The 14,084-nt window shown below is 70.5% G+C and carries 12 protein-coding genes and 1 riboswitch; of the genes, 5 read left to right on the top strand and 7 right to left on the bottom strand.

The genetic code is table 11. The features are described from left to right. Positions 1-236: 236 nt before the first annotated feature. Positions 237-1,676: a gamma-aminobutyraldehyde dehydrogenase gene (locus OG524_RS26670; protein WP_405388337.1), complete on the bottom strand. Its 1,440-nt coding sequence runs from the start codon at positions 1,674-1,676 to the stop codon at positions 237-239. A 162-nt stretch (positions 1,677-1,838) separates the two neighbouring features. Between OG524_RS26670 and OG524_RS26665 the strand changes: the two genes are divergently transcribed. From OG524_RS26665 to OG524_RS26645, 5 genes are all read left to right on the top strand, one after another. Continuing rightward, entirely contained in the window at positions 1,839-2,345 is a 507-nt protein-coding gene (locus OG524_RS26665; RefSeq protein WP_405393082.1) for an Lrp/AsnC family transcriptional regulator, read from the top strand. Further along, positions 2,330-3,709: an aspartate aminotransferase family protein gene (locus OG524_RS26660; protein ID WP_405388338.1), complete on the top strand. Its 1,380-nt coding sequence runs from the start codon at positions 2,330-2,332 to the stop codon at positions 3,707-3,709. The genes OG524_RS26665 and OG524_RS26660 overlap by 16 nt, the downstream gene beginning before the upstream one ends. Before the next feature lie 216 nt (positions 3,710-3,925). Then, on the top strand, positions 3,926-4,663 hold the full coding sequence (locus OG524_RS26655) for an ABC transporter ATP-binding protein (RefSeq protein WP_405388339.1): 738 nt from the start codon (positions 3,926-3,928) through the stop codon (positions 4,661-4,663). Next, positions 4,645-5,808 carry a hypothetical protein gene (locus tag OG524_RS26650; protein ID WP_405811789.1) on the top strand — a complete coding sequence of 388 codons (1,164 nt, stop codon included), beginning with the start codon at positions 4,645-4,647 and terminating at the stop codon, positions 5,806-5,808. Before OG524_RS26655 ends, OG524_RS26650 begins: the two co-directional genes overlap by 19 nt. Positions 5,809-5,840: 32 nt before the next feature. Then, the gene (locus OG524_RS26645) at positions 5,841-6,959 is read left to right on the top strand and encodes an LOG family protein (RefSeq protein ID WP_405388341.1); all 1,119 of its coding nucleotides are present in this window, start codon (positions 5,841-5,843) and stop codon (positions 6,957-6,959) included. Positions 6,960-7,027: 68 nt separating this feature from the next. On the opposite strand, the gene OG524_RS26640 is transcribed toward OG524_RS26645, so the two are convergent. From OG524_RS26640 to frr, 6 genes are all read right to left on the bottom strand, one after another. Next, entirely contained in the window at positions 7,028-8,059 is a 1,032-nt protein-coding gene (locus tag OG524_RS26640; protein WP_405388342.1) for an ABC transporter ATP-binding protein, read from the bottom strand. Beyond that, the gene (locus OG524_RS26635) at positions 8,060-9,673 is read right to left on the bottom strand and encodes an ABC transporter permease (RefSeq protein ID WP_405388343.1); all 1,614 of its coding nucleotides are present in this window, start codon (positions 9,671-9,673) and stop codon (positions 8,060-8,062) included. A gap of 44 nt (positions 9,674-9,717) precedes the next feature. Then, positions 9,718-10,803 carry a thiamine ABC transporter substrate binding subunit gene (locus OG524_RS26630; RefSeq protein ID WP_405388344.1) on the bottom strand — a complete coding sequence of 362 codons (1,086 nt, stop codon included), beginning with the start codon at positions 10,801-10,803 and terminating at the stop codon, positions 9,718-9,720. A 71-nt stretch (positions 10,804-10,874) separates the two neighbouring features. Then, a riboswitch (TPP riboswitch) is annotated at positions 10,875-10,991 on the bottom strand. Positions 10,992-11,157: 166 nt separating this feature from the next. Next, a complete protein-coding gene (gene rlmN, locus OG524_RS26625; protein WP_405388346.1) occupies positions 11,158-12,264 on the bottom strand; it encodes a 23S rRNA (adenine(2503)-C(2))-methyltransferase RlmN in 1,107 nt (368 codons plus the stop codon). Positions 12,265-12,369: 105 nt separating this feature from the next. Further along, on the bottom strand, positions 12,370-13,461 hold the full coding sequence (locus tag OG524_RS26620; RefSeq protein ID WP_405388347.1) for a phosphatidate cytidylyltransferase: 1,092 nt from the start codon (positions 13,459-13,461) through the stop codon (positions 12,370-12,372). Continuing rightward, on the bottom strand, positions 13,461-14,018 hold the full coding sequence (gene frr, locus OG524_RS26615; protein WP_056791162.1) for a ribosome recycling factor: 558 nt from the start codon (positions 14,016-14,018) through the stop codon (positions 13,461-13,463). Before frr ends, OG524_RS26620 begins: the two co-directional genes overlap by 1 nt. Between the last annotated feature and the right edge of the window lie 66 nt (positions 14,019-14,084).

The following is a 14,084-nucleotide window of genomic DNA, read 5'->3' as shown; positions in this document are numbered from 1 at the left end:
CGCTCCGGCACCGAGGCCGCGCAGCAGGGAACGACGGGACGTGAGGTGGTCCGGAATCGAGCGCACCCGCGCAGGATGCCGGTCCGGCGGGGCGCCGGACAACGGACCGGCCGTCCAGCGGAACCGCCCCGGCCTGCACATCCTGTCGATGACACCGGACGCGTCGGAGGAAGGCCCCCGGGAACGCGGACGGCCCCGGGCCGGAGCCCGGGGCCGTCCCGCACACCGCGCGCCGGTCAGTCGTCCAGCGACGTCATGACGTGCTTGATCCGGGTGTAGTCCTCGAAGCCGTACGCCGAGAGGTCCTTGCCGTAGCCGGACCTCTTGAAGCCGCCGTGCGGCATCTCGGCGGCGAGCGGGATGTGGGTGTTGATCCACACACAGCCGAAGTCGAGGTTCTTCGACATCCGCATCGCGCGGGCGTGGTCCTTGGTCCACACCGAGGAGGCCAGCGCGTACTCGACGCCGTTGGCGTACGCGAGCGCCTGGGCCTCGTCAGTGAAGGACTGGACGGTGATGACGGGTCCGAAGACCTCGTGCTGGACGATCTCGTCGTCCTGCCGGAGGCCGGAGACGACGGTCGGGGCGTAGAAGTACCCCTTGTCGCCGACCCGGTGGCCGCCCGCCTCGACCTTGGCGTGCGCGGGGAGCCGCTCGATGAACCCGCTGACCTGCACCAGCTGGTTGGCGTTGTTGAGCGGGCCGTACAGCACGTCCTCGTCGTCCGGCAGGCCGGTCTTCGTGTCGGCCGCCGCCTTGGCGAGTGCCGTGACGAACTCGTCGTGGATGGACTCGTGGACCAGGACGCGGGTCGCGGCCGTACAGTCCTGGCCGGCGTTGAAGTAGCCGGCGACGGAAATGCCCTCGACGGCCTTGGCGATGTCGGTGTCCTCGAACACGACGACGGGCGCCTTGCCCCCGAGCTCCAGGTGGACCCGCTTGACGTCCTTGGCGGCGGACTCGGCGACCTGCATGCCGGCCCGCACCGAGCCGGTGATGGAGGCCATCGCCGGGGTCGGGTGCTCGACCATCGCACGGCCGGTCTCCCGGTCGCCGCAGATGACGTTGAAGACGCCCTTGGGCAGGATCTGTCCGATGATCTCGGCGATCAGCACGGTCGACGCCGGGGTGGTGTCGGACGGCTTGATGACGACGGTGTTGCCCGCGGCGAGCGCCGGGGCGAACTTCCAGACGGCCATCATCATCGGGTAGTTCCACGGGGCGACCTGGGCGCAGACGCCCACCGGCTCGCGGCGCACGATCGAGGTCAGGTTCTCCATGTACTCACCGGCCGAGCGGCCTTCGAGCAGCCGGGCGGCGCCCGCGAAGAAGCGGATCTGGTCCACCACCGGCGGAACCTCTTCGGTGCGGGTGAGCTCCAGCGGCTTGCCGGTGTTCTCCGACTCGACCGCGACGAGGTCCTCGGCCCGCTCCTCGAAGGCGTCCGCGATCTTCAGCAGTGCCTTCTGGCGCTCGGCGGGCGTCGCGTCGCGCCAGGCCGGGAACGCGGCTGCGGCAGCGTCCATGGCAGCATCGACGTCGGCCTGCCCGGAGAGCGGCGAGGTCGCGTAGACCTCCTCCGTCACCGGGTTGACCACGTCGATGGTCCGCCCGTCCGCGGCGTCCCGGAACTCTCCGTTGATGTAGTTGCGCAGACGGCGCACCTCGGTGGTCACAACCACCCCTCCTGTCGGCTGTCCGATGGGTGAGACATCCACCCTAGACGCTCCGGTGACGCTTTCGACATACCCACCCGCCGCGAACTTCGGATTCAGTTACATCAAGGTGCCCAGACAACGAATTTCATCGATTCAGGCTTGCCAGACAGACGAGTCGCGGTGCAGAGTGGGGGCGTGGCCAGTCGTAGCGCAGACTCCAGGACCGGGAACGGATCGTCACCGACGGTCGATGCCGTCTCCCTCGCGATCATCGAACAGCTCCAGGAGGACGGCCGTCGGCCGTACGCCGCGATAGGCAAGGCGGTGGGCCTGTCCGAGGCGGCGGTGCGCCAGCGCGTGCAGAAGCTGCTCGACCAGGGCGTGATGCAGATCGTCGCCGTCACGGATCCGCTGACGGTGGGGTTCCGGCGTCAGGCGATGGTCGGTGTCAACGTCGAGGGCGATGTCGATCCCGTCGCCGAGGCCCTGGCGGCGATGACCGAGTGCGAGTACGTGGTGATGACCGCGGGCTCCTTCGACCTGATGGTGGAGATCGTCTGCGAGGACGACGACCACCTGCTGGAGACGATCAACAAACGCATCCGGGCCGTACCCGGTGTGCGCTCCACCGAAAGCTTCGTCTACCTCAAGCTCAAGAAGCAGACCTACATGTGGGGAACCCGATAGCCGTGAGCAAGGACCTCAGCCGGACCGCGTACGACCACCTGTGGATGCACTTCACCCGCATGTCGGACTACGAGAACGCGCCCGTTCCCACCATCGTGCGTGGCGAGGGCACCTACATCTACGACGACAAGGGCAAGCGCTACCTCGACGGTCTCTCCGGCCTGTTCGTCGTCAACGCCGGACACGGCCGCCACGAGCTCGCCGAGACGGCGTACAAGCAGGCGCAGGAGCTGGCCTTCTTCCCGATCTGGTCGTACGCCCACCCCAAGGCCGTCGAACTCGCCGAGCGGCTCGCGGACTACGCTCCGGGCGACCTCAACAAGGTCTTCTTCACCACGGGCGGCGGCGAGGCCGTGGAGACGGCCTGGAAGCTGGCCAAGCAGTACTTCAAGCTCAAGGGCAAGCCGACCAAGTACAAGGTCATCTCGCGTGCGGTCGCCTATCACGGCACCCCGCAGGGCGCCCTGTCGATCACCGGACTGCCCGCGCTCAAGGCCCCGTTCGAGCCGCTGGTGCCCGGCGCGCACAAGGTGCCGAACACCAACATCTACCGCGCGCCCCTCTTCGGCGACGACCCGGAGGCCTTCGGCCGCTGGGCCGCCGACCAGATCGAGCAGGAGATCCTCTTCGAGGGCGCGGACACCGTCGCGGCCGTCTTCCTGGAGCCCGTGCAGAACGCCGGCGGCTGCTTCCCGCCGCCGCCCGGATACTTCCAGCGGGTGCGCGAGATATGCGACCGGCACGACGTGCTGCTCGTCTCCGACGAGGTCATCTGCGCCTTCGGCCGGCTGGGCACGATGTTCGCGTGCGACAAGTTCGGCTACGTACCGGACATGATCACCTGCGCCAAGGGCATGACGTCGGGCTACTCCCCCATCGGCGCCTGCATCATCTCCGACCGGCTGGCCGAGCCGTTCTACGAGGGCGGCAACACCTTCCTGCACGGCTACACCTTCGGCGGCCACCCGGTCTCCGCCGCGGTCGGTCTCGCCAACCTCGACATCTTCGAGCGCGAGGGCCTCAACCAGCACGTCCTGGACAACGAGAACGCCTTCCTGACCACGCTGCGGAAGCTGCACGACCTGCCGATCGTCGGCGACGTCCGCGGCAACGGTTTCTTCTACGGCATCGAGCTGGTGAAGGACAAGGCGACCAAGGAGACCTTCACCGACGAGGAGACCGAGCGCGTCCTGTACGGCTTCCTCTCCAAGGCGCTGTACGAGAACGGTCTGTACTGCCGGGCCGACGACCGCGGTGACCCGGTCGTCCAGCTCGCCCCGCCGCTGATCTCCGACCAGTCGACCTTCGACGAGATCGAGGGCATCCTGCGGGCCGTCCTGACGGAGGCCTGGACGAAGCTCTGACCGACGCCGCGGCCACCGGCAGCACCGCTTCCGGCAGTCATTTCATACGGTCCCTACGGCCCGGATCCACCCGTTCGAGTGAGAAGGGGTGGATCCGGGCCGCGTGCTGTCCCGACACCCCGGTCCGACTCCCTAGCGTGCCGAGTGACCGATCGGCCCTGTCTTCGTTCCCCCGATCGGGGGACGGGAAATCTGATCTGAACCGAGGTGTACGCCATGGTGGCCCCGCCGGACAACGACGTGATCTGGGCTCGTTCCCTGCACCACACCCACAACGGATCCCCGGGGCTCGGTGGTGTCTCCCTCGGGGTCCGCGACAGCGAGGTCCTCGCCGTGACCGGTCCGCGCGGGAGCGGCAAGACGACGCTGCTGCACTGCCTCTCCGGCCAGTTGGTGCCCCAGCAGGGCGAGGTCTGGTTCAACAGCGTCCCCGTGCACACCATGGGCCCGCGGCTGCGCGAAAAGCTGCGCCGCGACCGGTTCGCCTGGATCGCCGCCGAACCCCAGCTCGTACCGGAGCTGACCACCTGGGAGAACGCGGCCCTGCCCCTGCTGCTGCGGGGCGTCTCGCACCGGGCGGCGAAGAAGGCGGCGACGGAGTGGCTGGAGCGCCTGGACATCGGCGCACTCGCCAGGAAACGGCCGCACACCCTGCTCCAGGCACAGCGGCAGCGGGTCTCCGTGGCCCGTGCGCTGACCGCCGCACCGACCGTGCTCTTCGCGGACGAGCCCACGGCGACGCTGCACCGGGCGGAGCGCTCACAGCTGCTGCGCACGCTCACCACGGCGGCCCGGTCCCACGGCATCACGGTCGTGCTCGCCACCCATGACGCGGAGGTCGCCACCCTCGCCGACCGTGCGGTCTCACTGCTCGACGGCCGCCGTGTCACCACCGTCGCCCTGCCCGCCGTGTCCGATCCGGAGGGCCGGTCGGCGTGCTCGCTCTCCGTCTGACCCGCGGATCCCGTCCCCTGGTCCTGATGCGGCGGCTGCTCCTCGCCGCGGCATCGGCCGGCGTCGGATTCCTGCTGCTGTGCACCCTGGGATACGCCTCCGGGCACCCGGCGCACACCTCCGGTTCCGTCCTGCGGCTGCTGTGGTGCGCCGTGCCGCTGGCCGCGACCGTCCAGTTCGCGGTCGCGGTCGCGCGGACGGACCCGAGCACCCGCCCGCGCCCAGGGCTCTTCGACGCCGGGCTCGGGCCGGTCCGGCTGACCGCGCTCGCGGCGGTCTCCACCGCGGTGTCCACCACGCTGGGTTCGATGGTGGCGCTGCTCTTCTTCCTCCACCTGCGGGGCGATCTGACGGGGCTGCCGTTCGACGGCGGCGCGGCCGAATTCCTGGGCGCGGGAACCCCGTTGCCGCTGGCCGCGGCGCTCACGCTGCTGGCCCTCGTGCCGCTGGTCTCGGCGGCGGCCAGTGGACTCGCCCTGCGTTCCCGGCCGGCCGCGCCGTCCGAGGCCCAGGAGACCGAGGACCTGCTCGCCCCGGCGCCCGCGCCGACGGGGCTGCCGTGGGGCGTGGCGCTCACCGCCGCAGGCCTGGCGGTCGAGGCGTACACGAGCCGCGGCTCGGCGGGCACCCCCTTCCCGCTGCCCGGCCGGCTCGACTCCACCCCGGCGGGCGTGCTGGCCGGCTGGACCCTCACCGCGATCGGTCTGGCCATGGCAGGTCCGGGCCTCACGTACCTGTGCGGGCGGCTGCTCCAGGCCGTGCGCCCCGGGGCCGTACGGCTGCTGGCCGGCCGGGTCCTGATGGACGAGGCGTCCCGGATCGGGCGGCCGCTCGGGGTTGTCTGCGCGGTGGTGTCCGGGGTGATCGCGGCCTCGGTGCTGTACACCGGAGGCCCGCGCCCCTTCGGCCCCCTCACCGCGCTCGGCGCCGCACTCGTCCTGGGCTGCACCCTGGCGACGCTCCTGACCTCCGCCCTGGAGGCGAAGCAGGCCCGGGCCCGAACGGCCGGGACCCTGCTGCGGATGGGCGCTCCGGCCTCCGCCCTGCGCACCGCCACCGCCCTGCGCGCGGCGATGCTGCTGGTCGTGTTCGCCCCGCTGACCTGGGTGATCGCGGAGCTGGCTGCGCTGCCGCTGACGGGGTGACGGCCCTGTCGGCCGATCCGTAGCATGGCGGCGTGGAGAACCCGGACGAGAACACCTGCGCATCCGGCGTCGAGATCGAGACGCTCGCCGCTTTCGACCTGGCCGTCGCCGCAGGGACCCTGACAGGTCATCGGGTCCAGTCCGTCGACCTGACGGACCGCGGCGCGGCGCTGCTCGCGACCGACACCCGGGGCGCGGTCTTCCTCGGCTGCCGGATGGATTCCGGCGCGGAGGCGAAGATACGGGCGGACGGGGCCTTCGTCTTCCCGCCCGTGCCCGGGCTGCCCTTCGACCCGTACCGCGGTCTGCTCTACACCCCCGACGCGTTGTACGAGGGTCTCGCGGACGGTGGTTACGAGGTGACGCCCGACGCGCACGCGTACCGCTGGTTCCAGCGGACGAAGTCCGACGGTGACGTCTTCTCATCGATGCTGCGGGCGCTCCACGACGACGCGGTGTCCGACGCCCTGGACGAACACCTCACCGGTGCACGGGTGGTGGGTGTCATGGGCGGCCACGCGATGGCGCGCGGCACCGAGGCGTACCGGGAGGCCGCCGTGCTGGGCAGGGCCCTGGCCCGCAGTGGTCTGACCGTGGCGACGGGCGGTGGGCCGGGGGCCATGGAGGCCGCCAACCTGGGCGCCTACGCGGCACCGCACTCCGACGCGATGCTGGTCAAGGCCTGCGAACTCCTCGCCTCCACGCCGTCGTTCGACCCGTCGGTGACCGACTGGGCGACGGCGGCCTTCGCCGTACGGGAGCGCTGGCCCGCCGGGGGTTCCTCGGTCGCGATCCCCACGTGGTTCTACGGCCACGAGCCGCCGAACGCGTTCGCCGACCACATCGCCAAGTACTTCGCGAACGCCCTGCGCGAGGACGGGCTGCTGGCCCGCTCGACCGCGGGTGTGATCTTCCTGCCCGGCGCGGCCGGGACCGTGCAGGAGATCTTCGACAACACGACACCGAACTACTACGAGTCGCGTTCGGCCCCCACGCCGATGGTGCTGGTGGGCCGCGCGCACTGGACGGAGAAGCTGCCGGCCTGGCCGCTGCTGAGCGCGCTGGCGGCGGGCCGGGCGATGGAGTCACGCATCGCACTGGTCGACACGGTCGACGAGGCCCCGGAGGCGCTCGCCCGCCTGACCGGCTGACGCGCCGTCCTGCCGCCGATCCGGCGACCTGGTGACCCGCTGACCTGCTGACCCGCTGACCGTGAGGATCAGTGCGGGCCGGCCGGGGGCAGGACCACGGTCTCCGCCGCGTCGAACGTCACGCCGACCACGGCGCCCTCGTCCGGCGTGTCCCGCAGCCCGCACTCCGCCTCCAGGGCGGGCCCGTCGCCGGGGTGCAGGGTCACGGCGACATGGTGGCCCCGGAAGGTGCGCGGGCCCACGGTGCAGCGCAGCCCGGCCTCCGGCCCGCCGATCCGTACCCCGGCGGGCCGGACGAGCAGCTCGCACCGGCCGGCGGGCGAACCGTCCGGCACCGGCACCTTGCCCCAGACTGTGTCCGCGGAGGTGCCCGCCACCGTCGCCTCCACCACGTTGTCGAAGCCCAGGAAGCGGGCGACGAACGCGGACGCGGGCCGCTGCCAGACCTCCAGCGGGGTGCCCACCTGGGCGATCCGGCCGTCCCGCATGACCACCACCCGGTCGGCGAGGGCGAAGGCCTCGCCCTGGTCATGGGTGACCGCGAGCACCGTCGTACCCAGCCGGCCGAAGAGAGTGCGGAGTTCGACGACGAGGCGTTCGCGCAGGCTGCGGTCCAGCTGCCCCAGCGGCTCGTCCAGCATCAGCAGTTTCGGGCGGGGCGCCAGCGCGCGGGCGAGGGCCACACGCTGCTGCTCGCCGCCGGACAGGGCGGCGACGGCCCGGCGACCGGCGCCGGGCAGGCCGACCAGGTCGAGGAGTTCGTCGGCCCTGCGGTCACGCTCCGCGCGGGAGACTCCGTGCATCCGCAGCCCGAAGGCGACGTTCGCCCCGGCGTCCCGGTGCGGGAACAGCTGGTGGTCCTGGAACATCAGGCCGAGCCCGCGCCGGTGCACGGGCACCGAGGCCTGGTCGGCGCCGTCCAGGAGCACCCGTCCGCCGTCCAGCCGTTGCAGCCCGGCGACGACCCGCAACAGCGTCGACTTGCCGCTGCCGCTCGGACCCAGGACACAGACGATCTCGTGGTCGGCGACCTCCAGGTCCACAGCGTCCAGTGCGGTCCGCTCCCCGAAGCGGACCGTGGCCGAATCCAGTGCCAGCATCTAGAACTCCCCGGATCGGTCGGTACGGACACGTTCGAGCAGGAGCAGCGACACCGCGCAGACGAGCATCAGGATCGTGCTGAGGGCCATCGCCTGCCCGTAGTTGAGCTCGCCGGAGCGCCCCAGCAGCCGCGCGACCGCGACCGGCAGGGTCGGGTTGTCGGGGCGTGCGATGAACACCGTCGCGCCGAACTCGCCCAGCGACACGGCGAACGCGAACCCGGCGGCCACCAGCAGCGCCCGGCGCACCAGCGGCAGGTCGACCTCGCGCCAGGCCCGCAGCGGTGAGGCACCGAGCACCGCCGCCGCCTCCCGCAGCCGGCCGTCGACCGCCCGCAGGACGGGCAGCATGGTGCGTACGACGAAGGGGACGCCCACGAGCGCCTGGGCGAGCGGGACGAGGATCCAGGACGTACGCAGGTCGAACGGCGGTTCGTCGAGCGTGATCAGGAAGCCGAAGCCGACGGTGACCGCGGACACCCCGAGCGGCAGCATCAGCAGCGCGTCGAAGCCGCGCACCAGCGGTCCCGCCCGCCGGGTCAGGGCAGCGGCGGCGAGGCCGCCGATCACCAGGGCGATGCCGGTCGCGACCAGCGCGTACCGCAGCGAGTTCCCGATGGCTTCGAGCGGCGGGACCAGGAAGGTGGAGCCGCTCGCGTCGGCGGACTGCAGGGCGCGGTAGAAGCCGAAGCCGTATCCGCCGGAGGTGCCCAGGGAGCGTTCCACCAGCACGCCGAGCGGCACCACGATCAGCAGCAGGATCGTCAGCAGCACCCCGCCGAGCAGCGCCCGCTGCCCGAATCCGCGCGGCGGGCGGGCGGTCTGCGCCGGGTCGACCAGCTTCAGCGCCGTCTCCCTGCGCCGTACGGTCCAGGCATGTACGGCGAGGATCCCGCCGACCGCGGCGAACTGCACCAGGGTCAGCACGGCGGCCGTCGGCAGGTCGAGCAGCTGCGCGGTCTGCCGGTAGATCTCCACCTCCAGCGTGGAGTACGCGGGACCGCCGAGGATCTGGACGACTCCGAAGGAGGTGAACGTGAAGAGGAAGACCATCAGGGCGGCGGCGCCCACGGCCGGCGCCAGCGCGGGCAGGGTCACCCGCCGCCAGGCGGCGAGACGTCCGGCGCCGAGTACCCGGGCGGCCTCCTCCTGGCGGGGGTCGAGCTGCGACCACAGGCCGCCCACGGTCCGTACGACGACCGCGTAGTTGAAGAACACGTGGGCGAGGAGGATCGCCCAGACCGTGGTGTCGAGCCGGACGCCCCACAGTTCGTCGAGGAATCCGCCGCGCCCCAGCACCGCGAGGAACGCCGTGCCCACGACGACGGTCGGCAGGACGAACGGCACGGTCACGACGGCGCGCAGCAGGTTCTTGCCCGGGAAGTCGAACCGGGCGAAGACGTAGGCGCCCGGAAGCGCGATCAGCAGGGTGAGCCCGGTCGACGCGAGCGCCTGCCAGGTGGTGAACCAGAGGACGTCGGCGATGTCCGGCCGGCTCAGCACCTCGCCGATCCGGCCGAACTGCCAGACGCCGTCCGCCTTCAGCCCCCGGCCGACGATCGCGACGACGGGGTAGGCGAAGAACAGCGCGAAGAACGCGACGGGCAGGGCCATCAGGCCGAGCCGCGCCGCGTTCCCCCCGCGCGCGGGACGCGTGACTACTTCACGACGAGCGAGGACCATGACTGGACCCACTGCTCACGGTTCTTGGCGATCTTCTCCGGGGCCACCGTCGTCGGCTTGTCGACGGTCTCACCGAACTTCGTGAAGAGCTCCGGCAGCTTCGCGTCCTTCGCGACCGGGTTCACGAACATGTTCAGCGGCATGTCCTCCTGGAACTGCTTGCCGATCAGGAAGTCCAGCAGCGCCTTGCCTCCGGCCTCGTTCTTCGCACCGTCCAGCAGGCCCGCGAATTCGATCTGGCGGAAGCAGGTGCCGGTGGCGACCCCGGTGGGTGCCTCGGTGGGCTGCGGCTCGGCGTACAGCACCTCGACGGGCGGGCTGGAGGCGTAGGAGACGACGAGCGGCCGGTCGGCCTTGGTCTTCTTGCCGCCCGCGGAGCCGGAGAACTCCTCGTTGTACGCCTGCTCCCAGCCGTCTACGACCTTGACCCCGTTGCTCTTCAGCTTCTTCCAGTAGTCCTGGTAGCCGGTCTCGCCGTAGGTGGCGACCGTGCCGAGGAGGAAGCCGAGGCCGGGCGAGGAGGTCGCGGCGTTCTCGGTGACGAGGAGGTTCTTGTACGCGGGCTTCAGCAGGTCGTCGAAGGACTGCGGCGGGTCGAGCTTCTTGTCCGCGAAGTACTTCTTGTCGTAGTTGACGCAGATGTCACCGGTGTCGACGGGCGTGACGCGGTGCTCGGCGGTGTCGAGCTGGGTGTCCGCCGCGACCCGGTCGAGGCCCTTCGCCTCGTACGGCGTGAACAGACCGTTGTCCAGGGCGCGGGAGAGCAGCGTGTTGTCGACGCCGAAGAACACGTCGCCGCGCGGGGAGCCCTTGGTCAGGATCTCCTGGTTGAGCGCGGCACCGGCGTCACCGCTCTTCAGCACCTTGACCTCGTAACCGGTCTCTTTCGTGAACGCCTTCAGGACGGCGTCCGAGGCGTTGAAGGAGTCGTGGCTGACCAGGGTGACGGTCTTGGAGCCCTCGGAGCCCGAGGCGTCGTCGGTGCCGCCACAGCCGGCGAGCACGGTGACGCCGAGCGCGGCGGCGAGCGCCGTCGCGGCGTACTTCGTGGTGGTGTTCATGTGATTCCTCCTGGAGATGACCAGGAAGAGACGCGGCCCCGACCGCTCCGTGAGCGGGCAGGGCGCAACAGCTTGAGTACTGTCCGAACTTCCTACCCGGAATGACCCGGGCGAGGTTCAGAGGGTCTGCGGCCGACCTGTCCTCGGTGCCGCACTCTCAGCGCTGTGGCGCTCCCCTGTCGGAATATGAAGTTGATTTTCGGACCAGGCTACACCGGCCGATTCCGGCTGGTGAACCGGCCGTATCGGTGCGACGCGTCAGGCGTACCGGCGAGACGCACCGCTCTTTGGCGGCCCGGCCGACCGGGCTCCGCCTGACCGGTACGGCCCGGGCTCGCCGGGCCGTACCGGGTCTCAGCGCTCGGAGGCGGCGAGCTGTCCGCAGGCTCCGTCGATCTCCTGGCCCCGGGTGTCCCGGACCGTGACCGGCACGCCGTGGGCGGCGATCGCGTCGACGAACGCCTTCTCGTCCTCGGGCCGTGAAGCGGTCCACTTCGACCCGGGCGTCGGATTCAGCGGGATCAGGTTGACGTGGACCCGCTTGCCCTTGAGCAGCCGTCCCAGCCGGTCACCCCGCCACGCCTGGTCGTTGATGTCCCGGATCAGCGCGTACTCGATGGAGATGCGCCGGCCGGACTTGTCCGCGTACTCCCACGCCGCGTCCAGGACCTCCCGGACGTTCCAGCGGGTGTTCACGGGGACGAGGGTGTCACGCAGCTCGTCGTCGGGGGCGTGCAGCGAGACGGCGAGGCGGCACTTGAAGCCCTCGTCGGCGAAACGCAGCATGGCCGGCACCAGGCCCACCGTGGAGACGGTGATCCCGCGCTGCGAGAGTCCGAGGCCGTCCGGCTCCGGGTCCGTCAGCCGTCGGATCGCCCCGACCACCCGCTTGTAGTTGGCCAGGGGCTCGCCCATGCCCATGAAGACGATGTTGGACAGCCGCGCGGGTCCGCCCGGAACCTCGCCGTCGCGCAGCGCCCGCATCCCGTCCACGATCTGGTGCACGATCTCGGCGGTCGACAGATTGCGGTCGAGGCCGGCCTGCCCGGTCGCGCAGAACGGGCAGTTCATCCCGCACCCTGCCTGCGACGAGATGCACATAGTCACCCGGTCCGGATAGCGCATGAGGACGGACTCGACGAGCGTCCCGTCGTGCAGCTTCCAGAGCGTCTTACGGGTGGTGTCGTCGTCGCAGCTGATGTGGCGCACCACGGACATCAGGTCCGGGAACAGCGCCTCGGCGAGCTTCTCCCGCGACCCGGCCGGGATGTTGCTCCACTCGGCCGGGTCGTGCGCGTACCGCGCGAAGTAGTGCTGCGACAGCTGCTTGGCGCGGAAGGGCTTCTCGCCGGTCGCGGCGACTGCTTCCTTGCGCTCGTCGGGGGTGAGGTCGGCGAGGTGCCGCGGCGGCTGCTTGGCTCCGCGGGGCGCGACAAACTGGAGTTCTCCGGGCTTAGGCATGGTTCTTCCAGTGTCGCAGACATACGAGTAAGGGCCCGCCGCCCTGTGGACAACGGACCCTCAACCGAAAAACCGCAGGTCAGGCGGCATGCATACGGAGCCTGATCAGCTGGATCCGACGAACAGCACCAGCAGCAGCCAGACGACCGGCGCGGTCGGCAGCAGCGAGTCGAGCCGGTCCATGATGCCGCCGTGGCCCGGCAGGAGCGTGCCCATGTCCTTGATGCCGAGGTCCCGCTTGATCATGGACTCGCCCAGGTCGCCGAGCGTGGCGCTGGCCGCGACGGCGAGACCCAGCAGGAGCCCCTGCCACCAGCTGCCGTCGTCGATCAGGAACTGCATGCAGAGCGCGCCGGCGGCCATCGCGAAGCCGATCGCACCGAACAGGCCCTCGCGGGTCTTCCCGGGACTGATCCGAGGTGCCAGCTTGTGCGTGCCGAAGCGCCAGCCGACGGCGTACGCGCCGGTGTCGGCGACCACCGTGAGCAACAGGAAGGTCAGCACCCGCCACGAACCGTCGTCCGCGGTGAGCATCATGCTGACGAACGTCGCCAGGAACGGCACGTAGAACACGGCGAAGACACCGGCCGTGACGTCCTTGAGGTATCCCTCCGGAGGCTCCGTCATCCGCCAGACGAGGACCGCGAGCGCCGTGAGCGCCATGGCCACCCACGCACCCTCCGCGCCCCGCACGTAGCCGGCGACCACCATGGCGGCGCCACCGACGGCGAGCGGCACGAGAGGGGCGTTGATCCCCTTGCGTTCCTTGAGACGGGAGGTGAGTTCCCAGAGCCCCACCACCACCGCGAGCACGACGACACCGACGAAGACGGCCTTGACGATGAAGAGCGACCCGGCGACGAGCGCGCCGAGCCCGAGGCCGACCCCTATCGCGGCACGCAGATCACGCCCCGCGCGCTTCTTCTGCGGCGGGGGTGACGGCAACGGGGTGGACATGGGCTCCTGCGGCTTCTCGTCACGGAACAGGGGGCCGCTGACACGCGCGACGGCGTCCCCGTTCCGGTCGTCACGGTCGTCAGCGTCTCTACCTGCGTCGGGAACGTCCGGCACGATGGGCATGGGCCGAGTCTGCTGGGCGCCGTGCACATCGTAGGCAGGACCCGCCGAAGCGGCCCCCATCTCGGGCGCACCCCAGTAACCGGCTCCCTGCGGGGCGCCCCAGGAAGAGTCGTTCATCAGACCTCGAGCAGCTCGGCTTCCTTGTGCTTGAGCAGCTCGTCCACCTGTGCGACGTACTTCGCGGTGGTGTCGTCGAGCTCCTTCTCCGCGCGACGGACCTCGTCCTCGCCGGACTCCTTGTCCTTGACGAGCTTGTCGAGCGTCTCCTTGGCCTTGCGGCGGATCGCCCGGATCGAGATCTTGGAGTCCTCGGCCTTGGTCCTGGCGACCTTGATGTACTCCTTGCGGCGGTCCTGGGTGAGCTCCGGGAACGTCACTCGGATGATGTTGCCGTCGTTGCTCGGGTTGACGCCGAGGTCGGAGTCACGGATCGCCTGCTCGATGTTGCGCAGCGCGGTCTTGTCGAACGGAGTCACCACGGCCATCCGCGGCTCGGGAACCGAGAACGAGGCCAGCTGGTTGATCGGGGTCAGCGCGCCGTAGTAGTCGGCGACGATCTTGTTGAACATCGCCGGGTGCGCACGGCCGGTACGGATCGCCGCAAAGTCCTCTTTGGCGACCACGACGGTCTTCTCCATCTTCTCCTCGGCCTCGAGGAGGATTTCTTCGATCACCACGTGCTCCTGCGTGTCTTGGGTGGACCCGGCATCGTCGGGCCCTGCGGATCCTGCGTCGCGTCC

Source organism: Streptomyces sp. NBC_01520, assembly GCF_045040375.1.
Taxonomy (GTDB): domain Bacteria; phylum Actinomycetota; class Actinomycetes; order Streptomycetales; family Streptomycetaceae; genus Streptomyces.
This window is presented reverse-complemented; position numbering and strand designations above follow the sequence as displayed.